General features: G+C 74.3%; 17 protein-coding genes. 11 read left to right on the top strand and 6 right to left on the bottom strand.

Going from position 1 to position 18,454, the window contains the following annotated elements; all coding sequences use genetic code 11:
• The first annotated feature begins 57 nt into the window (after positions 1-57).
• On the top strand, positions 58-1,530 hold the full coding sequence (locus J2S46_RS15610) for a glycosyltransferase 87 family protein (protein ID WP_229912718.1): 1,473 nt from the start codon (positions 58-60) through the stop codon (positions 1,528-1,530).
• 63 nt (positions 1,531-1,593) lie between these two features.
• Here the strand turns inward: J2S46_RS15610 and J2S46_RS15605 are convergent, their stop codons facing one another.
• Positions 1,594-2,037, bottom strand: coding sequence for an SsgA family sporulation/cell division regulator (locus J2S46_RS15605; RefSeq protein ID WP_191290094.1), 444 nt, complete (start codon positions 2,035-2,037; stop codon positions 1,594-1,596).
• 407 nt (positions 2,038-2,444) lie between these two features.
• Between J2S46_RS15605 and J2S46_RS15600 the strand changes: the two genes are divergently transcribed.
• Together J2S46_RS15600 and J2S46_RS15595 are read left to right on the top strand one after the other, a co-directional pair.
• Positions 2,445-4,445 carry an RDD family protein gene (locus J2S46_RS15600; RefSeq protein WP_191290093.1) on the top strand — a complete coding sequence of 667 codons (2,001 nt, stop codon included), beginning with the start codon at positions 2,445-2,447 and terminating at the stop codon, positions 4,443-4,445.
• Between the two features lie 68 nt (positions 4,446-4,513).
• Positions 4,514-5,242, top strand: coding sequence for an RDD family protein (locus J2S46_RS15595; protein ID WP_191290092.1), 729 nt, complete (start codon positions 4,514-4,516; stop codon positions 5,240-5,242).
• A 99-nt stretch (positions 5,243-5,341) separates the two neighbouring features.
• Here the strand turns inward: J2S46_RS15595 and J2S46_RS15590 are convergent, their stop codons facing one another.
• Positions 5,342-5,617, bottom strand: a complete 276-nt coding sequence (locus tag J2S46_RS15590) for a hypothetical protein (protein ID WP_191290091.1) — start codon at positions 5,615-5,617, stop codon at positions 5,342-5,344.
• A gap of 371 nt (positions 5,618-5,988) precedes the next feature.
• Between J2S46_RS15590 and J2S46_RS15585 the strand changes: the two genes are divergently transcribed.
• The 5 genes from J2S46_RS15585 to J2S46_RS15565 all read left to right on the top strand — a co-directional run bounded on the left by J2S46_RS15585 (position 5,989) and on the right by J2S46_RS15565 (position 11,172).
• On the top strand, positions 5,989-6,696 hold the full coding sequence (locus J2S46_RS15585; protein WP_191290090.1) for an endonuclease V: 708 nt from the start codon (positions 5,989-5,991) through the stop codon (positions 6,694-6,696).
• 202 nt (positions 6,697-6,898) lie between these two features.
• Complete coding sequence (locus tag J2S46_RS15580) at positions 6,899-7,384, top strand: DUF2563 family protein (protein WP_191290089.1); 486 nt, start codon at positions 6,899-6,901, stop codon at positions 7,382-7,384.
• A gap of 70 nt (positions 7,385-7,454) precedes the next feature.
• Complete coding sequence (locus J2S46_RS15575) at positions 7,455-8,903, top strand: WXG100 family type VII secretion target (RefSeq protein WP_191290088.1); 1,449 nt, start codon at positions 7,455-7,457, stop codon at positions 8,901-8,903.
• A 157-nt stretch (positions 8,904-9,060) separates the two neighbouring features.
• Complete coding sequence (gene mycP / locus J2S46_RS15570) at positions 9,061-10,359, top strand: type VII secretion-associated serine protease mycosin (protein WP_191290087.1); 1,299 nt, start codon at positions 9,061-9,063, stop codon at positions 10,357-10,359.
• 381 nt (positions 10,360-10,740) lie between these two features.
• Positions 10,741-11,172: an HIT family protein gene (locus J2S46_RS15565; RefSeq protein WP_191290086.1), complete on the top strand. Its 432-nt coding sequence runs from the start codon at positions 10,741-10,743 to the stop codon at positions 11,170-11,172.
• Between the two features lie 172 nt (positions 11,173-11,344).
• Here J2S46_RS15565 and J2S46_RS15560 read toward each other — a convergent pair whose 3' ends face one another.
• Entirely contained in the window at positions 11,345-11,833 is a 489-nt protein-coding gene (locus J2S46_RS15560) for a GNAT family N-acetyltransferase (RefSeq protein WP_191290085.1), read from the bottom strand.
• 143 nt (positions 11,834-11,976) lie between these two features.
• On the opposite strand from J2S46_RS15560, the gene J2S46_RS15555 reads away from it, so the two are divergent.
• Positions 11,977-12,579: a DinB family protein gene (locus J2S46_RS15555; protein ID WP_191290084.1), complete on the top strand. Its 603-nt coding sequence runs from the start codon at positions 11,977-11,979 to the stop codon at positions 12,577-12,579.
• Positions 12,580-12,630: 51 nt separating this feature from the next.
• Here J2S46_RS15555 and J2S46_RS15550 read toward each other — a convergent pair whose 3' ends face one another.
• The gene (locus J2S46_RS15550; RefSeq protein WP_191290083.1) at positions 12,631-13,812 is read right to left on the bottom strand and encodes a DUF2332 domain-containing protein; all 1,182 of its coding nucleotides are present in this window, start codon (positions 13,810-13,812) and stop codon (positions 12,631-12,633) included.
• A 98-nt stretch (positions 13,813-13,910) separates the two neighbouring features.
• Entirely contained in the window at positions 13,911-14,303 is a 393-nt protein-coding gene (locus J2S46_RS15545; RefSeq protein WP_190214857.1) for an RNA polymerase sigma factor, read from the bottom strand.
• A 432-nt stretch (positions 14,304-14,735) separates the two neighbouring features.
• Here J2S46_RS15545 and J2S46_RS15540 point away from each other — a divergent pair, with 432 nt between their 5' ends.
• Positions 14,736-15,890: a cation diffusion facilitator family transporter gene (locus J2S46_RS15540; RefSeq protein WP_191290082.1), complete on the top strand. Its 1,155-nt coding sequence runs from the start codon at positions 14,736-14,738 to the stop codon at positions 15,888-15,890.
• A 142-nt stretch (positions 15,891-16,032) separates the two neighbouring features.
• On the opposite strand, the gene J2S46_RS15535 is transcribed toward J2S46_RS15540, so the two are convergent.
• Positions 16,033-16,968 carry a hypothetical protein gene (locus J2S46_RS15535; RefSeq protein ID WP_191290081.1) on the bottom strand — a complete coding sequence of 312 codons (936 nt, stop codon included), beginning with the start codon at positions 16,966-16,968 and terminating at the stop codon, positions 16,033-16,035.
• Positions 16,969-17,290: 322 nt separating this feature from the next.
• Between J2S46_RS15535 and J2S46_RS15530 the strand changes: the two genes are divergently transcribed.
• Positions 17,291-18,310, top strand: coding sequence for an eIF2B alpha/beta/delta subunit family protein (locus tag J2S46_RS15530; RefSeq protein ID WP_191290080.1), 1,020 nt, complete (start codon positions 17,291-17,293; stop codon positions 18,308-18,310).
• Positions 18,311-18,454 lie beyond the last annotated feature (144 nt).

Genomic DNA, 18,454 nt, shown 5'->3' with positions numbered 1-18,454 from the left:
GGCCCTCCACCCATCGGGTAGGGTCGCTAGTTGGTCGAACGGCGGACGGAGCTGACAGTGACAGCGGTGCAAGACGAGCGCAGGGCGGCGCAGGCCGTACCGGGCCCGGATCCCGCCGCCGCGCCGGCCCGGCCGTCCGCACGCCTGGCGGCCGCGCTGGCCGCCCCCGTCCGCGCGGTGCGCGAGGCGCCGCGCCGCCCGATGCTGACCGCCGGCGCCGTGGCCCTCGTCTCACTGCTCACCTACGCGACGGTCCGGCACTTCGTCGGCACCTCGATGGTCGACATGATCGTCTACCGCGCGGAGGGCTCCGCCGTGGTGAACGGCGGCGACCTCTACGGGTTCCGGGTGACCGAGTGGGCCCTGCCCGCCACCTACCCGCCGTTCGCGGCCATGCTCTTCGTCCCCACCACCTGGTTCGGGGTCGGCTTCCTGCGGATCGCCATCACGGTCGGGAACGTCGCGCTGCTCGCGCTGCTCGCCCACCTGTCCTTCAAACTGGTCGGCCGGCCGCGCCGCGAGCTGCGCCCGGTCGGGGTGGTCCTGATCGCCGGCTGCGGGGTCTGGCTGGAGCCGGTCTTCACCACCCTGCGGTACGGGCAGGTCAACCTCGCGCTGGCCTGCCTGATCCTGTGGGACCTCACCCGCTCCGACACCCGGCTCTCCAAGGGCATCGGCATCGGCATCGCGGCCGGCATCAAGCTCACCCCGGGCCTGTTCGCCGTCTACCTGCTCGTCACCGGGCGGATCCGCGCGGCCTTCGTGGCCGGCTTCGCCTTCCTCGGCACCTTCCTGCTCGGCGCGCTGTTCCTGCCCGACGCCACCTGGGGCTACTGGACCAAGTACCTGTTCGACTCCACCCGGGTCGGCAAGACCGAGATCGTCGACAACCAGTCCGTCCGCGGCGCCGTCGCCCGCCTGCTGCACACCGCCGAGCCCGGCACCGCCGCCACCCTGGCGGGCGGCCTGGTCGCCCTCGCCGGTGTCGGCGTCGCGGCCTACGCCTTCCGCAGCGCCCGGGTGATCCCGCGCGCCGAGGCCTGGGGCGTCTGCTGCGCGGCGGTCACCGCGGTGCTGGTCTCCCCGATCAGCTGGACCCACCACTGGGTGTGGTGCGTCCCGGTGCTCGTCCTGCTGGCCGCCGAGGCGGCCCAGGAGGCCTCCCGTCCGGCCGCCGTCCGGCGACTGCGCTGGCGGCCGATCTTCGTGGCCACCCTGATCGCCTTCTGCTCCTTCGCGATGTGGCTCGTCCCGCACAAGGGCGACCTGGACCAGCACCTCGCCCCGCTCAGCCAGGCCCCCGCGGCGGTGTACCCGCTGGTCGGGGTCTGCTTCCTGCTGGTCGCCGCCCTGCGGACCGGGTCACGCCGCCGCGCGGCCGGCCTGCCGCTCCTCGGGTGGCACGACCACCCGCCGGCCGGGCGGGCGGACGCGGACGCGGTCCCGGTCGCCGCGCCGGAGCCGCCGGTCACCGGCGCCGGGCCGGCGAGCACCGACGCCGGGCGTCAGCAGGCCCCCGCGGCCGGCTGACACCCCCGGACGCCGCCGGTACCCGCAAGCCCGCACCGGCCGGGCCGCCCGGTCGCGGCCCGCTCACGCCAGCAGCTCGGCGAGCGAGCCGTCCATGTCCAGGGCCGACAGCTCACTGCCCGGCGGGACCAGCCGGTGCGCCCGCTCCAGCCAGGCGGCCACCACCGGCAGCGGCGCCTCCAGCAGCGCGTCCCCGGCCGGCGAGCTCAGCGCCATGCAGAGCACGCTGCGCCGGCCGGCCGTGCGGCCGACGGCCGGGGACTGGGCCGCGGCGGGCCAGATCCGCACGTCCCCCTGCCCGCACGGCCGGAAGGTCCCCTCCACCAGCAGTTCCCGGGCGAACACCCAGGTCACCGGCGTCCCGGTGTCCAGGTGGAAGGTGATGTGCACCGCGAACGGGTCGTGGCTGCCGTACGACAGCCGGGCCGGGACGGGGACGCTGTGCTCGGGGGACAGGATCAGGTTCAGTTCCAGTTCGTGCTCGACCACGCTCGTCGAGTGCTCCATCGTCGCGTTCCTCTCTGCTCTGCCTTCGGTCCGGGCCCGGTCCGCGCCGGGCCCCGCCACCGTTGAGAGCGCGGTCCGCCCGGGGTCTTACACAGGTTTTCGTGGAATCACGGCGAATTCGTAGCGGGGGGTTCCGTCGGATGCCGCCGGGCAGGGGTGAACTTCCCCCGACGGGCGCGTGCACGAGGACGCGCGCCGGGCGTGCGGCGGCCCCGGACGGCACGGACATACCCGTACGGGCGCCCGGCTGTCCGGGGAATGCCCAAGTTCCGCCCTGAGGGGCGCCGAGGTACTACCCTTTGTGACTGCCCGGCGACTGTCCGCCCATGAGTGCAGGCGTGCAGCCGCCGTTCGGCGCGGCCGCTCGTCGGCCCGGCGCACCGGCCCTGCCAGGAAAGAAGACCCTCATGACGGACCTGCCCTTCGCCGGCGGCGCGGACACGACCGTCGGCCCCGTGCCGGGCTACTACGCGGACCCCTCCATCCCCGGCTACGTCCGTTACTGGGGCGGCACCGGCTGGGTGCCCGGCACCAGCCGGCCCACCCCCGCCGAGGGCGAGGTGCTGGAACCGCCGCGCTTCGTGGGCCGCCCCGGCCGGCCCGCGCCCGCCCGCCATGTGCCGCCGCCGTCGGGGTCGGGCGTGGGGGCCGGGACCGCGGGCGGTGCGGCCGCGGGTGGCGCTCCGGCGGGGCGGGGCGCGGACGGCGGCCCGGGCAGCGGGACGGTGCTCGGCCCCGGGGACACCGGGCCGGTGTACTTCGACCAGACCACCGGCGGGGCGTCCTTCGTCCTCGCCCCGCAGGCGGAGCTGGAACTTCGCCGGCAGGCGGAGATCGAGGCGCGGGCGGCGCGGGAACAGGCACCGGCGCAGAGGCCGATGCCGGCGCCCGGGCGGACCCCGGGGCAGGCGCACGGGAACGGGCCGGACCAGGGGCCAGGGCCAGGGCAGGGGCCAGGGCAGGGCCAGGGACAGGCCAAGGCGCAGTGGGGCGGACACCCGTTCGCCTCGCCGCTCCCGCCGTCGGGCGAGGAGCGCGGCCCGCACGTGCCCGGCGCCGTCCTCCGGGTCGCCGAGCCGATGCCGCGCAACGCGGCTGGCGTCGCGGCCACCGTGAGCCGGTCCGAAGGCGCCTCCCCGACAACCTACGGCGACCCGCAGCCGGCGCCGGCGCCGGTGCCGCACCAGGCGACCGGCGGGGCCGAGACGGCGGACCCGGTGCCGGCCGCCGGCGGCTCCGGCTGGCAGGCCGACCCGCGCGCCCAGCGCGGGCTGCTGGAGACGGGCGGCTCCCCGCGCTGGGTCTCCTGGGGTGTGCTGCCCGGTTCGGCAGAGGCCCATCCGGAGGCCCACGCCGAGGCCCATGCCGATGTCCACGCCGAGGTCCGTCCCGAGGTCCGGTCCGAGGTCCGCTCCGCCGCGGGGCCCGAGGCTCCCGAGGCGCGGGCGGCGATCCCCGAGCCCGCCCGGACGAAGGTCGACGGCTGGAACCGGACCGAGGTACGGACCGAGGTGCGGGCCGAACCTCGGGTCGAGTCCGGGGCGGAGCCCGGGTCCGTGGCGGGGGTGGCCGACGGGCCGGCGTCCGGGGCCACGTCCGGGGCGACGACGAGCGCGAGACCCGGGGCCGGCCGTGCCATGTCGCCCGACGCAGAGGGAGCCGGACGCCCGGCCGGCGCCACGCGTGCCACCGTGCCCGCTCCGGCCGGCGCCGCCGCTGCGGCGGCCCAGCCCGCGCGTCCGGCCGCCGACCGGGCTCCCGCGCCCGGCGCGCCGTCGGCGGGCCCGGCCCGGCGTCCGGCCACAGCCCGGAAGCCCGCCCCGCGCCCCGCGGCCGGCCTGGGCCGCCGCCTCCTCGCCCGGATCGTGGACACCACGGTGATGGCGACCGTCGCGGTCGCGACCGGCCTGCCGCTCGCCTCCTCGGCCACCGAGCACGTCCAGGACAAGCTGGACCGCGCCAGGACGGCCAGCAACCTGGCCGGCCGTCAGATGCAGGTCTGGCTGGTGGACGGCGTCGTGATGGGCAAGGCCGGAGTCCTGCTGGCCGTCCTGCTGTTCGTCGGTGTCCTGTACGAAGTCCTCCCGACCACCCGGACCGGTCAGACCTTCGGCAAGCGGCTGATGGGCATTCGCGTGATCGACGCGGCCGCCGGGGCCCGCCCGGCCGCCCGCGCCAAGGGGAGCGCCACGGCCCGGCCGGCCGCCCGCAAGGGCGCCGCCGCGCCCCGGGCGAAGCGGCGGCCGGGGGGAGCCGGAACGCCCACGCTGGGCCGCTCCTTCCTGCGATGGACGGTCGGCCAGCTCGCCTCGGTCCTGGTGATCGGCCTCTGCTGGCCGCTGTTCGACCGGAAGGCCCGGCGGGGGTGGGGGGACCGGGCGGCCCGTACCCGAGTGGTCCGGGCCTGAATACCGCGCCTGGATAAAACGGACTAAATGTCCCGAGCATGCATGAAAATGGATGTTCTACTCGGGGCATGAGCACCTACGACCCCTCAGGGCCCGAGCCGGAGGAGGGCGGTAAGCCCTCGTTCGACAAGAACCCCCCGCCAGCGGGCGGCACGCCGTCAGGTGCGCCGTCCGACCCGTACGGCACGCCGACGCCCCCGCCCAGCGACCCGTACGGGACCCCGCCCCCCGCCGGGAGCCCGTACGACCGGCCCGGCCCCTACGGCGGTACCTACGGAGGCGGCCCCTCCGACCAGCCGCCGCCGGGCCAGGGCTACGGCACCGGCTACGGCCCCGGCGCCCAGGGCGCGCCCGGCGCCGGCCCGGTGCCCGGCATGCCGCCGCTGGGCAGCTGGCCGAACCGGATCCTGGCCCGCGTCATCGACTACCTGCTGGTGCAGATCGTCGCGATCCTGCTGGTGCTGCCCTTCGCCAGCCTCGGCAACCGCAGCGGCTCGACCGGAGCCTTCTGGCTGGCCTGCGTCCTCTGGTTCCTCTACGAGGGCCTCATGCTCAGCCGGGACGGCCAGACCCTCGGCAAGAAGGCCATGAAGGTCCGCGTCGCCATGCTGGTCGACGGCAACATCCCCACCAAGCCGGCCGCCTGGACCCGCTCGGCCGTCTTCATCGTCCCCGCCGTGGTCTGCTGCGCGATGCTCTGGTGGGTGATCGACGGACTGTTCGGCGTCTTCGACAAGCCCTACCGCCAGTGCATCCACGACAAGTCGGCGAAGACCGTGGTGGTCTCCACCGCCTGACCTCGCCCGGGTCGTCGGGCCGCCGGGCGGACAGGGGCGACAGGGCGTGGGGGAGGCCGCCGGACCGGTGGCCTCCCCCACGCCCTTCCGCTCGGATGCTCAGCCCTGCCGCGCGTACTCGCGGGTGGCGGAGGAGGTCCGGACGCCGGGCCCGGTCGGAACGGCGGGCTGCGCGGCGGCGGGCCCGGGGGCCGGCCGGCGGCGACCGCCGGACATGGACAGCGCGGTGGCGAGAGTGCCGAGGGCCAGGGCCACGGCCACCACGACCGCGATCTCCAGGGCGCCGGTGGCCCCCGAGACGCTGAGCAGGGCCACGGTGGCGACGACGACGGTGAGGGTGCCGGTGCAGATCTGAGCGACTGTGGGGCGCGGCATGGCGGTCGGTCCTTCGCGCGTCGGGGGCTGCGGAGTGGTCGGGCGGTGGAGCTGTGCGAGGTGGAACACCTTCTGGAGAATGCCTACCCAGCTTGGGAGTTCGGTAAGTTCACCCTAACTCGGCATATGCGGGGCACAGGGGGCGCACAGGCTCATCACATGGTCGTGCGCCCCAGCGGACGGCCGAAAACCGACCTCGGTACGGTGATCACAGCACCCCGTCGTACCGCCCCCTACGTACCGCTCCGCCCGCCCGCTCCGGCCGCCCGTTCTGACCGCCTGTTCTGACCGCCCTGCTCCGCTCGGCCCGTGGCGCCCGTCCGCTCCGCGGCTCCGGCGTCCGATCCGCACCGACACCGCCTGGGGGACCCGTGCCCATTCCCGCCGACTGGCCGACCACCGAGGCCGAGGCCCTCGCCGAACAGCAGCGCCTGCGAACCCTGGTGGACCCGCACGGCCCGGGCCCGGCCGACGGCGACCTCGTGGCCGGCGTCGACGTCGCCTACGACGACGAACGCGACCTCGTGGTCGCCGCCGCCGTCCTCCTCGACCACAGCACCCTGGAGGTCGTCGAGGAGGCGACCGCGGTCGGCCGGATCGCCTTCCCCTACATCCCCGGCCTGCTCGCCTTCCGCGAACTCCCCGCCGTGCTCGACGCCCTGGCCGCCCTCACCCGCACGCCCGACCTGGTGGTCTGCGACGGCTACGGCCTCGCCCATCCCCGCCGCCTCGGCCTCGCCAGCCACCTCGGTGTCCTCACCGGCCTGCGCACCTACGGCGTGGCCAAGACCCCCTTCACCTTCACCAGCAGCGCCCCGGGGCCCGAACGCGGCTCCTGGGCCCCGCTCATGGACGTCCCGGCCGGCGAGGGCCAGGGTGCGGAGGTCGTCGGCCGCGCGGTCCGCACCCGCAACGGCGTCAAGCCCGTGTTCGTCTCGGTCGGCCACCGCATCGGCCTGGACGAGGCCACCGCGAGCACCCTCCACCTCGCCCGCGACTACCGCCAGCCCGAGACCACCCGCCGCGCCGACTCGCTCTGCCGCCGCGCCCTGACGGACCTGCAGCGCGCCTCCGCCTGAACGGCGGAGAGCACCCGGGTCCGGGAGCCGCAGGTCAGGAAGGCTCCGGCAATCCACGCCGGAGGGGCCGTTCTGCCCGTCGTTGCCATGTGTTAGACATAAGGGTTACGGCTTGAAAGCTGCCCCGCCGAAGGTTCGTCGACCGGACCGCAAGGCGGCGGGGCACACAGGATGCACGGGATGTACGGGGGAGGTACGAGGCGTGAGCACGGGGACAGGTTCGAGCGGCGGCTCCGGAAGCGGCTACCGCGTTGAGGTGGACAACCTGAAGGCTTTCGCCGCGCAGGTACGCCGGCTGCTCGCGGAGTTCGAGGCGTACGCGGACGGCACCAAGACGCACGGCCAGAGTGCCATCGGCAAGAACGCGTTCGGCACGTTCGCGGAGGCACAGGACCTCCACGCGCAGTACGAAGTCATGCGGGACGGCCTGCGCGACGTCATGAACCAGCTGCAGGACGCGGTGAACGACGCCCACCGCAAGGCCGAACTCACCGCGGTCAACTACGAGGAGCAGGAGCACGCCACCTCGCAGAAGCTCAAGCTCAGCTCGGACGGCTGGTCCGTCGCCAACCCGTCCGCCGCGAGCACCGCCGCGGTGACCCAGGCCTCCACCCCGCCGGTCAGCCCCACCCAGCCCCGGACCACCGCCGCCGGCCGCCCGGGCCAGCCGGCCCAGCCCGGATGGTGAGGGGCCGCACCATGATGACTGAGATCCAGCCGCAGGCCGGCCGTGCGAGCGGGACGGGAGACGCCCGATCATGAGTTTCACCGACTTCAACAGCTACAGCCACGGCTCGCTCCGAGGCATGGTGCAAGCCATGAACTCGGGCGAGGTGATGAGCGCCAGCGACCCCTGGCGGCGGGCCGCCGAGACCCTCAAGGCGATCCACACCTCCCTCCAGTCCACCTCCGGCGAGGCCGCCCTCGACTGGGAGGGGTCGTCCAGCGACGCCTTCTACTCGAAGATGACGAAGCTCGCCAACAACATCAACAACACCGCCTCCTACGCCCAGGACGCCGCCGAGACCCTCAAGCACATGGCCCAGGCCATCGACCAGGCCAAGAAGACCATGCCCGAGGAGCCTGGCCTCTGGGACCAGTTCACCGACGGCTTCGGCGACACGGTCTCGGCGACCTTCGGCGGTGACGACGAGGACACCAAGACCACCGTCACCGACGAGAAGAAGGCCCAGGCCGTCGCGGTGATGCAGACCCTCGCGATGAAGTACCGGGCGGCCACGCCGGTGCTGAAATCGCCTCGGGATCGATTCGACGAGTCGGGTGAGATTCTTGCTCCTGGGGATCCCACGGGGGCGGCAATCGTGGGATTGATCACCGGGGCCGGTCTGGGAACGGTGGGTTCCGGCAGTTCCGGGACTGGTGGGAGCGGCAGCCGGTCCTCGCAGTCCAGGCCCGGTGGCAGCAGTGTCGCCTCAACCCCCAAGGCACCCAAGGCAAACGCCGCCCCTGCACCTGTGGACCCGGCCATCAGGGGTGGCTCCGCGCAGCCCCTTCCCAAGCCGCCGACACCGGCCAACGTCGGTCCTGGCACCGGAATCGACGGTGCCGTCCTGGCGCCGTCCCCCGCCGGGTCGGGCGCCGGTTCGTCGAATCTCGGGGGCACCGGAGGAGGCGCGACCGGAACCGGCCACGCCGGTTCGGGCGGCCTCGGTGGTGGCGTGCCCCAGGGAGGCCTCGGCGGACTCGGAACCGGTAACAAGTCGCAGGGCGGCGGGACGGGAAGCCTCTCCGGCGGCCAGAACAAAGCCGGTGCTGCCGGCAAGGAATTCGGCCGTGGTGGTACCGGATCTGGGGCCGCCCGCGGGGGCAGCGCCTTCGGTGCCGGCGGAATGAACGAGGGCGGGTTCGGCGGCGGCCGTGCTGGTGCTGCTGGCGGTCGCGGTGGCGCAAGCGCCGCGCGCCGTGCTGGTGGCGTCGCTGGTGAGGCCAACGGGATGGGGGCCGGTCCCGGTCGCAAGGCCTTCACTGAGGGCGGGTCCGGCCTGGGGGCACGTGCCCGTCTGCAGGCGGGGCACGCCTCGGGCCCGCAGGGTGGCAAGGGTGCCCAGGGTCAGGGCATGCCGCTCAGCGACGCGCAGCGCCGCAAGAAGGACCGGGACAAGGGTGGCAAGCGCCCGGACTACCTCGTCGAGGATGAGGAGACTTGGGTGTCGGGCCAGCACAGCAATCCGAACGTGGTGGAATGATTCCCTGTCCGCCTGAGGACAGTCCGATCTGACCGCTCGTCCCGCAGATCTTGATCTGCGGGACGAGCGCTTCGCTTGAGTGGGGTGACCAGGCTTGACGACCAGCCGACCGGTTCGCGGCATGGCCGCGCTAGCTGCAGGTGCTTTGCTCTGGGGTATGGCAGCGGGGCCCGCTAGCGCTGACAACATCCGCGCCGGACAATGGGCCCTGGCCAAATATGAGGCGGAGAGCAAGGTCTGGCCCATCAGCCAGGGGGACGGCGTCACCGTCGCCGTGATTGACACCGGCGTTTCAGCTGACCATCAGGATTTGACCGGCCAGGTCGTTCCAGGTGTGGACTATTCGAGCGGGCAGGGCGATGGCCGGACCGACACGGAGGGACACGGTACCGGGCTGGCTAGCCTGATTGCTGGCCATGGCCACGGTGATCAGGCTGGTGTGATGGGGCTCGCGCCCAAGGCCAGGATTCTGCCGGTGCGCATCAAGCTCTCAGGTGATGGTGACTTCGTTCCCAGTGAGGACCACTTCGCGGAGGCTCTTCGCTATGCCGTTGATCACGGGGCAAACGTGGTCAACATGTCCTTCGGTGGTGGCGTGCGAACAAATGCACGGGCCCGCGAGGCTCTCAGCTATGCGCTTTCCAAGGATGTCGTACTGGTGGCAAGTACGGGGAATCTAGGAAATCACGCCACTCCCGTTGCCTATCCGGCTGCCTTTCCCGGTGTGATCGCCGTCGGCGCCGTCGACCAGAATGGTCAGATGTGGGAGAAGTCGAGCTATGGTCCCGAGACCACAGTCGTAGCTCCCGGCGTTGAGATCTATTCGGCGGACAGCAAGTCCACCTCCGCCTACCGCACCGCGAACGGCACTTCCGACTCCACCGCCTACGTCTCCGCCATCGCCGCCCTGGTCCGTTCCAAGTACCCGAACCTCTCGGCCGGGCAGGTGATCAACCGGATCATCAAGAGTGCGGTGGCTCCGCCGGACGGCTCGGCGGTGCCCAACGACCACTACGGGTACGGGATCGCTTCGCCGTCGAAGGCCTTGGCCGCCAATCCTGAGGTGGACAACGGGCCGAAGGAGAACCCGCTGCTGTCCCGTCCGGAGTCGCAAGGGTCTCCGGGCTCGCCCGATCCTGTTCCGACGGGTGATGCCCAGACCCCGAAGGCCGAGGACGGGTCCGGCGCACCGGTCTACGTCTATGTCCTGGCCGGCGCCCTCGGGCTGCTCGTCGTGGTGGGTGTCGCCTTCCTGATCGTGCGCAGCCGGAAGAACGGTGGCAGCGGGCCGCCCCCGCCGCCGGCCCCGGTGCCCTACGGGCAGGGCCCGCCGTACGGGGAGGCCCCGCAGGCGCCCTACGGGGGTGCGCCGCAGCAGCCGTACGGGTACCCGCAGGGGCCGCCGGCTCCGCCGTCCGGGCCGCCCGTTCCGCCGTCGGGGCAGCCGTACCGCTGACGCGCCCACGGTCAGGCGAATGGCCGGAGCAGTACAGGGCCCTTCCGATAGTGATGGTTCTCCATCGACTATCGGAAGGGCTCCGTCATGTTCAGACCCCAGCTTCGCCTTCTCCCCGTATCCGCGTCCGCCTTCGCCTCTCTGCTCGCTCTGGTTCTGGTCGCCGCCGTGGCGGCGGTGATGCTGGCTGCTCCGGCGCGGGCGGAGGGGTCGACCGGGCCCAAGAATCCTCAGGAGGCGGCAGTCTGTGCGAGCCTGCTCGGCTGGGTGCTGCCGGGCGGCTCGGGGTCGAGCTCGGTGAGCGCGCTCTGCGCGGTGCAGGGGAGCGGCAGCTGACGCATTCGCCCCCGGCCCGCGAGGCAGGTGAACTAGCCTCCGGGAATGGACTGTTACAGCTGTGAGCGGGAGGCCGGGTTCGCCGGCCTCCCGCCGCGTGAGCGGATCGCGGTGGACGAGCACTGGCGGGTGGCGCACGCCGTGGGGAGTGCGCTGCCGGGCTGGCTGGTGCTGCTGCCGCGCCGTCATGTCACCACGATCGGGGAGCTGACCGACGCGGAGGCGGCCGCGCTGGGGAGCTGGCAGGTCCGGCTGTCGCGTGCGCTGGGCGCCGTGACCGGGTGCGCGAAGACGTACGTCGCGCAGTTCGCGGAGGCGGAGGGCTTCGCCCACGTCCACTTCCACATCGTGCCGCGCGCCGATGACCACCCGGTGGAGCTGCGCGGCCCCAGGGTGTTCGGACTGCTCGGGGCGGAGCAGCCGGTCCCGGAAGATCGGATGGACGAACTGGCGCTCCGGATCGGTGCCTTGCTCTGACCCGGGGTGACCTCCCCGGGGTGACCTCCCCGGGCGACCTCCCCGGGCGACCTCCCCGGGCGACCTCCCCGGGCGACCGCCCCTGGCGACCGCCCCTGGCGACCGCCCGGGGCGCCTGCCCCGGGCGGGGAAGCCCGCTCCTGGAAACGAACGAAATGCCGTCCTGCCGGGGTCAGAGCTTCCGGTACATCACGAGGAGCCCGACGTACCCCTTGTCGGGGTGCCGGAAGGCTTCGGGGACGGTGGTCAGCACCTCGAAGCCGAGGGACTGCCAGAGTGCCACCGCGCGGTGGTTGGTCTCGACGACGGCGTTGAACTGCATCGAGCGATACCCGTCGGCGCGAGCCTGCTCCAGGACGTGGGCGCACAGGGCCCGGGCGACTCCCCGGCCCGTGTGGCGGGGGTCGACCATGAAGCCGGCGTTGGCGACGTGCGAGCCGCCGCCCATCTGGTTGCGGTGGGTCTCGGCGGTGCCGAGGACGGTGCCGTCCTCGTCCACCGCGACGAAGGTCCGGCCGGGGGCCTCCTTCATCCACATCGCGCGGGCGTCCGCCTCGGTGATGTCGCGGTCCCAGGTGAAGGTGTCACCGGCGGCGACGATCGTGTGTAGGAAGGGCCAGATCTGCGGCCAGTCGGCGGCGTCGGCTTCGCGAATGAGCATGCCGCCAGCATGGCTCCCGCTCACGCCCCCGACCAGTGGTTTTCGGCCGGGGCGTTCACGGCCGGCCCGCTGGCGGCATTTCGGCGCTCCGTGGCGGGATGGCCGCTGGTGAGGTGACCGCAGGGCCCGCCACCATGGGACGCATGACCACTGCTGAGAACGCCGCCGCCGTCGCCGCTCCCGTCCACGGAGGGACGGCTGCCCCCGCCGACGCGATCACGCCGGACGACAAGGACTGGACCTGGGTCCTGGAGCGCTCCTGCCCCGACTGCGGGTTGGACACCCCGTCGGTCGTCCGCGAGGAGGTGGCCGGTCTGGTGCGCGCCAACGCGGTGTCCTGGCTGGCCGTGCTCGACGCGGAGGAGGACGGGCTGCGCCGCCGGCCCCGGCCCGACGTGTGGTCGGCCCTGGAGTACGCCTGCCACGTGCGGGACGTCTTCCGGCTGTTCCACGTCCGGCTGAACCTGATGCTCGACCAGGACGGCCCGCTCTTCCCCAACTGGGACCAGGACGAGACGGCGCTCGCCGAGCGGTACGGGGAGCAGGACCCGAAGACGGTGGCCGCGGAGCTGGCCGAGGCGGCCGAGATCCTGGCGGGCGCCTTCGACCGGGTCGCCGGTGAGCAGTGGCAGCGGACCGGGGACCGCAGCGACGGCGCGCGGTTCACGGTCGAGACCTTCTCGCGCTACCTGATCCACGATCCGGTGCACCACCTGTACGACGTGACGGGCGGGCCGGCCGCCTGACGCCCGGCGCAGGCGTGCGGGGTGGGGCGGGGCCGGCCACCGGGCGAGCGACTACTCCGGCCGCTCCTCGAACGGTCGTGCGGGCAGGCCGTGCGGCGGGGCTTCGGACAGCACCTCCGGCTCGCCCGCGCCCGCCCGCACGGTGAGGACGAAGCGGTGCCCGGCCCCGGTGCCGGAGCGGAGCGGTTCGAAGGCGAGGTGCGCGAACGGGGCCTCGGCGCTGCTCGCCTCCGCCAGCCGCGTCAACTCCTGCTCGACACGGGCCCATTCGTCCTCCGGGACGTACTGGCGCATGATCGAGTGCCAGACCACGGTGAGCGCGCCCGGTTGCACGTTCACCTCCCGTAGGAAGGCCGCCGCGCCGATCGGCCGGACCTCGGGGGGCCGTTCGGCGGCCAGGGCCAGGGCGCCGGCCAGGCGGGCGGTGCGCCCGGGCTGGTCCGGCCAGACGTAGGCGCGCAGGGCGAGGGCGCCCTCGGGGGAGGCCGGGTCGATCGGGCGGAGGTCGCAGCCGTGGCGTTCGGCGAAGGTGAGGGCGGGGGTGGCCGCGGCGGCCTGCCGGAGCCAGTCGGGTGGGGCGTCCTGCCAGGCGTTCCGCAGCACGACGGGGGAGTCGTCCGGGCCGTGGCCGAAGGAGCCGGCGGTGTACCGGAAGCGGTCGGCGAGCAGGTTGAGGCCGGCGCTGGCACCCAGCTCGAAGAGCCGGACGGGGAGCCCGGCCGGGAGGACCCGGAGCAGGCCGGTGACCAGCAGGACCGCCCGGCCGACCTCGTTGGTCTGCGGGGGTCGGGTCACCCAGTCCCGCACCCAGGGCAGCTGGTCCTTGACGGTGACGCGGAAGGCCGGCCAGCCGGCGTCCGGTCGCAGGGGATCGAAGCTGCCGCCCGCGCTCGGGTAGTGCTTCGCGAGCCCCGGCGCGCGACCGGTCAGGACCAGCGCGTGGACGCCGCCGAGCAACCGCAGCGGAACGGCGTCCGCATCGGAAGCCTCCTCGTACCCGGCCAGGGCCTCCGCGCAGGGGCCGCCGGCCGAGACGTCCTCGGCGACCCGGCGGAGCAGGGCGCCGTAGAGCGGCGAGCCGAGCCGGTCGCAGGCGGCGGCCTGCCGGCCGGCCAGCTCGGCCGTGCGGGCGCGGGAAGGCCGCCGCGAGGGCTCCGCGCCGGCCGGTCCGGCGGTCGGCGCCGGCCCGACAGGCGGCCCGACAGGCCGGCCGGCGGGTGGCTCGTCGGTCATGGACACACCTCCGGCTCGGCGGCCGGAGCGGGCTCACCGGCCGGGACGATCCTTCCCCGGAGCATGCCGGAGCTCCCGGCGCCACGCGGTGACGTCGGTCACCAGTCGGCCGGCTCGTGCAGCAGGGCGCGGCGCAGCCGGCCCGCCACGTTGGCGGTGTCCGAGCCGACCACGTCCGCGATCTCCGGGGCGGCCAGCCCGACCACGTAGTGCAGGATCGCCAGGTCCTCGTCGGCCGGACCGGACCCGCGCGGCTCGGGGGCGGCCGAGGTCTCGGCCCGTAGCCGCGCGGCGACGGTGCTGCGCAGGATGTGCCAGGCCTCGGCGGTGGGGTTCCGGCTGACCAGCAGGTCACGCCAGTGCACCGCGACCTCGCAGAGCGCCTCCTGGACGCTGTCCGCCGCCTCGTCGGCGTCGGGCAGCCACACCCGGGCGTAGCTCAGGTAGCGCGGACGGTGCAGTTCGCAGAAGGCCGCGTACTCCACGGGCATGGCAGGTTCCGGGGGCCGGGCACGCGAGGTGCCCGGCTCCTCCGGGGGCCCCGCAGGGCGGGGGTGACGAGTGGTCATCTCTGCCTCTCGGCAAGGGAGATGTGCGGCTGGGGGGATCTTCCGTGCTCACTCTACGGGAATCGGTCGGTGCTCAGGGTAACCAATCGGATTGGATACCCGGAACGTGATCGACGGCGGCTGCGGCGGGGCGCCGGCCGGGCGGCCCCGGGCGGCCGGGTGCCCGCCGGATCGGGGCCCGCCGGCCGGTGCGTCCGGCCCCCGGGCCCCCGGTCACCGGACGACCGGTGCCGGGCCGTCCGTGCGAACCGGTGCGCAGGGGCGCGGCAGACCCAGTTGCATGGGTCTCGCACCTGGTCGGAGGGTGTAGGACGGCAGTAGCTGCAAGGGAGTTGATGTGCCACCGTAAGCCATATGGAGGTCCACGCGCATCCTCATCCGCACTCGAATCCGCACTCGAAGCCGTCCTCGAAGCCGTCCTCGGATCCTCGCCCGGAATCGCGTGCGGATCCTCGTCCGGAACGGCACGCGCACGGCGCCCGTGATCACGGCCACAGTCACGGCCACGGCCACGGCCACGGCCACGATCACGGCGACGATCACCAGCGCGGGCACCCCGCGGCGCAGGGGCGGCTGCGGCACCGGTTGGGCCACCTGCTGCGCCCGCACTCCCACGAGGCGGCCGACAAGGTCGACGCCGCCCTGGAGTCCTCCGCGGAGGGGCTGCGCACACTCCGGGTCTCGCTGCTGGTGCTCGGGCTGACGGCGCTCGCGCAGGGCGCCATCGTGCTGATGTCCGGTTCGGTGGCGCTGCTCGGGGACACCGTCCACAATCTGGCCGACGCGCTCACCGCCGTGCCCCTGGGCATCGCCTTCCTGCTCGGCCGGCGCGCGGCCGACCGCCGTTACACGTACGGGTACGGGCGGGCGGAGGACCTGGCGGGCGTGGTGATCGTGCTGACGGTCGCGGCCTCCGCCGTCTTCGCCGCCGTCACGGCCTTCGATCGGCTGCTGCACCCGCAGTCGGTGACCCATCTCTGGGCGGTGGCGGGCGCCGGGCTGGCCGGCTGCCTGGGCAACGAGTGGGTGGCCCGCTACCGGATCCGCACCGGCCGCCGGATCGGCTCGGCGGCGCTGGTCGCGGACGGCCTGCACGCCCGCGCCGACGGACTGACCTCGCTCGCGGTGCTGGCCGGCGCGGCGGGCGCCGGGCTCGGGCTGCCGTGGGCGGACCCGCTGGTCGGACTGCTGATCACGGTGGCGATCCTGGCGGTGCTGCGCGGCTCGGTCCGCGAGATCGGCCGCCGCCTGATGGACGCGGTCGACCCGGCGCTGGTCGACGCCGCCGAACGCGCGCTGCGCGCGGTGGACGGCGTGCGCGGCGTGGGCGCCCTGCGCATGCGCTGGATCGGCCACGTGCTGCGCGCCGAGGCCGAGGTGGTGGTGGACGGCACGCTCTCGGTGGTGGCCGCGCACCGGATCGCGGAGGCGGCCGAGCGGGCCGTGGTGGGGGCGGTGCCCCGGTTGCTCGGGGTCACCGTGCACATCGACCACGAGCCGCCCACCTGAACGGTCCTGACGGTAGGTCAAAGCCCTTCGTGCGCCAGGGTGGGGCCCTGGCGGCCCGATGGCGGCCCGCCGGGAGCCGACCGCGCCCGCGGTGGCCCCGACGGCGCCGGGCGGCTCTCCGGCGCCTCGCGGGGGCGTGCTCTCAGCAGCTGAGCCCGGCTTCGGCCGCGCCGACCCGGGCGCCCGTTCCGGACCGGCCCGGGGTGGGCCGGTCCTTGGCGGCGCGATCGGCTCCGGTGCGGTCGGTTGCCGTGCGGTCGGTGCGGTCCCCGGCGGTGCGTCCGGCGCCCTGCGGGGCGGAGCCGGCCGGGCCGGTCTTCCGGGCCCGGTCGGAGCAGTCCATCCGGTCGGCCGCGGTGGTGCGCTCGACCTGGGCCGGGAAGCCCTCGACCGCGCGGCGCCGGGCCCGTTCGGCGGAGGCGGCGGAGGCCGTCGCACTCGCCGCCGCAGCAGCCGAGGCCGCCGCAGCAGCCGAGGCGGCCGCGGCAGCACCGGCCGCGGCAGCACCGGCGGCGGCCGCGGCGCTCGCGGCCGCCGCGGTCCGGGCGGTGTCACTCCGGGTGCCGTCGGTGCCCGCGCTGTCGGTGCCCGCGCTGTCGGTGCCGGCGCTGTCGGTGCCGGCGTTCCGGGTGCCCGCGCTGCGGGTGCTCGCGCTGCGGGTGCTCGCGGTGCCGGCTCTCGGGGTGCCGGCTCTCGATCCGTCCGCTCTCGCGGTGTCGGAGCCGGCCTCGGGCGTGCCGTCCGCTCGTCTGCCCCGGGCGGCCCGGGCGGCGTTCTCCTCGACGGTCTGCCTGGCGGCGAGGTAGGCCTGGACGACCGCCATGCCGTACACCGGCTGGATCAGCTGGTGCCCTTTGAAGAACGGTCGGGCGGGAGCGAATCCGGCCGCGACCACCAGGTCCCGGATCTCGGCTATCTCGTCCTCGGTCCGGGCGGTGAAGCGGACCTCCCAGCCCTTCTTGTACGTATGACCCTGTTCGCCGCTGCGGCGTGCGAGGTCGGGCTGGCGGACGTATCCAGGGAGACGGCCGAGGCGCAGCAGGGCCGCGCGAAGGCCGGAGGTCTCGTCACGTGACATGGAGTAAGGGTAGGCAATCTTACGGACGGGAGTGACTCCCGTGAGGGCTTCGGCGTATGGTCCTGGTCACCCACGGTCAAACGCCCTGGTCTGTGGTCCGGGCCGACCGTTCCGGCGGGCCTGGCAGCTCGCCGGAGGCGGCGTCGGGCGGCCGGAGAGAGGATGCCGGGCCCGCCCACGATGACAACCTTAAGGCCGCCGATTACTCCGAACGAGTGAGGGTATGGGGACTTTAGCGCAGACCGGTCCCGGTTTCGCGACGGTTGGGTAACAGTGCGTCAGGCAACCGATGGCCGGACGGGCTGTTGGGGATGGTGTCGGCATGAGCTACCAGATTCCTTCGCCGCCGCCGTCTCTGGAAGAGCTGGCGAAGCGTCAGCAGAATGTCATCACCGCCGGCCAGCTGCGGGCCCGGGGCGTGCCGTCCCGGGTGATCAGTGAACACTGCCGCCGGGGCGGCCCCTGGCAGCGGCTGCTGCCCAGGGTCTACCTGCTCCAGGACGGCGAGCCGACCCCCGAGCAGCGGATCTGGGCGGCGTTGCTCTACGCCGCGCAGAACGGTCGCGAGGACGGGCGCCGGGACGGCGCGGTGATCACCGGCGCGGCCGCCCTCGCACTGTACGGGTTCACCGCCGTCCCGCGGCTGCCGGCCCTCACCGGGGTGGAGGTGCTGGTGCCGCGCCAGCGCCGCCTGAAGGACGCGGGTGAGGTGCGGATCCGCCGCACGGCACGGGAGTTGGAGTCGCACTCGGTGCACGGGCTGGCCTGCGCGCCGGTCGCCAGGGCGGTCGCGGACGCGCTCCGGGAGTGGACCGACGCGGGCGGCGCGGCGGGTGGCGCCCAGCCGGTCCGGGCGGTGCTGCGCGAGGCGGTGGCACTGCCCGAGGCCCGCTGCACGATCGCCGAGCTGCTCTCCGAGCTGATCGAGGCCGACCTGCTGGGCGAGGCCCGGATCAGGGCCGCCCTGGACGAACTGCTCACCGAGGCCCGGGAGTCGGCGATCGAGCTGGCACTCCGGCTGGTCGACGACTGGCTGCTGCCCGTCCCGCTGGCCGGCCCCGAGCTGCGGATGCGCGGCGGGACCTTCATCGCCGTCCCGGACCTGTACTGGCCGAAGGCCGGAGTCGCGTTGGAGATCGACCCGGAGCTGCGCTGCGTCAGCGCGGGGGAGTCGGCCTGGGCGCGCGGGGGCCGGCACCGGCTGGAGTACGTGGGGGTGCGGGTGGTGCAGGTGTCGGGGCGGCGGCTGACGGCGGAGCCCGAGGCGGTCGGTGCGGAGCTGCGGGAGGCCGTCGCGCTGGGCGGGACCGACCTGGTGGAGCTGCTGGCCGCCGAGCGCTGACCGCCCGTCCGCCGGCCACGGGCCGACTGTCGGCACCCGCCGGCGCGTCCCTTCCGGCGCGCCGCACCCGGCTCGGCTCCTCCCGTCCGTCCCGTCCGGGCTGCCGAACCCGGCCTGCCCGTGTCCGGACCCTCCCGAACGGCC

The organism is Kitasatospora herbaricolor, from assembly GCF_030813695.1.
In the GTDB taxonomy this organism is placed as follows: Bacteria; Actinomycetota; Actinomycetes; order Streptomycetales; family Streptomycetaceae; genus Kitasatospora; species Kitasatospora herbaricolor.
This window is presented reverse-complemented; position numbering and strand designations above follow the sequence as displayed.

Coding starts and splice junctions, on each gene's coding strand:
- J2S46_RS15560 (WP_191290085.1), bottom strand. CDS start 11,833: ATGCTCATTCGCGAAGCCGACGCCGCCGACTGGCCGCAGATCTGGCCC.
- J2S46_RS15595 (WP_191290092.1), top strand. CDS start 4,514: ATGAGCACCTACGACCCCTCAGGGCCCGAGCCGGAGGAGGGCGGTAAG.
- J2S46_RS15530 (WP_191290080.1), top strand. CDS start 17,291: ATGAGCTACCAGATTCCTTCGCCGCCGCCGTCTCTGGAAGAGCTGGCG.
- J2S46_RS15535 (WP_191290081.1), bottom strand. CDS start 16,968: ATGTCACGTGACGAGACCTCCGGCCTTCGCGCGGCCCTGCTGCGCCTC.
- J2S46_RS15605 (WP_191290094.1), bottom strand. CDS start 2,037: ATGGAGCACTCGACGAGCGTGGTCGAGCACGAACTGGAACTGAACCTG.
- mycP (WP_191290087.1), top strand. CDS start 9,061: ATGGCAGCGGGGCCCGCTAGCGCTGACAACATCCGCGCCGGACAATGG.
- J2S46_RS15575 (WP_191290088.1), top strand. CDS start 7,455: ATGAGTTTCACCGACTTCAACAGCTACAGCCACGGCTCGCTCCGAGGC.
- J2S46_RS15550 (WP_191290083.1), bottom strand. CDS start 13,812: ATGACCGACGAGCCACCCGCCGGCCGGCCTGTCGGGCCGCCTGTCGGG.
- J2S46_RS15590 (WP_191290091.1), bottom strand. CDS start 5,617: ATGCCGCGCCCCACAGTCGCTCAGATCTGCACCGGCACCCTCACCGTC.
- J2S46_RS15565 (WP_191290086.1), top strand. CDS start 10,741: ATGGACTGTTACAGCTGTGAGCGGGAGGCCGGGTTCGCCGGCCTCCCG.
- J2S46_RS15540 (WP_191290082.1), top strand. CDS start 14,736: ATGGAGGTCCACGCGCATCCTCATCCGCACTCGAATCCGCACTCGAAG.
- J2S46_RS15555 (WP_191290084.1), top strand. CDS start 11,977: ATGACCACTGCTGAGAACGCCGCCGCCGTCGCCGCTCCCGTCCACGGA.
- J2S46_RS15545 (WP_190214857.1), bottom strand. CDS start 14,303: ATGCCCGTGGAGTACGCGGCCTTCTGCGAACTGCACCGTCCGCGCTAC.
- J2S46_RS15600 (WP_191290093.1), top strand. CDS start 2,445: ATGACGGACCTGCCCTTCGCCGGCGGCGCGGACACGACCGTCGGCCCC.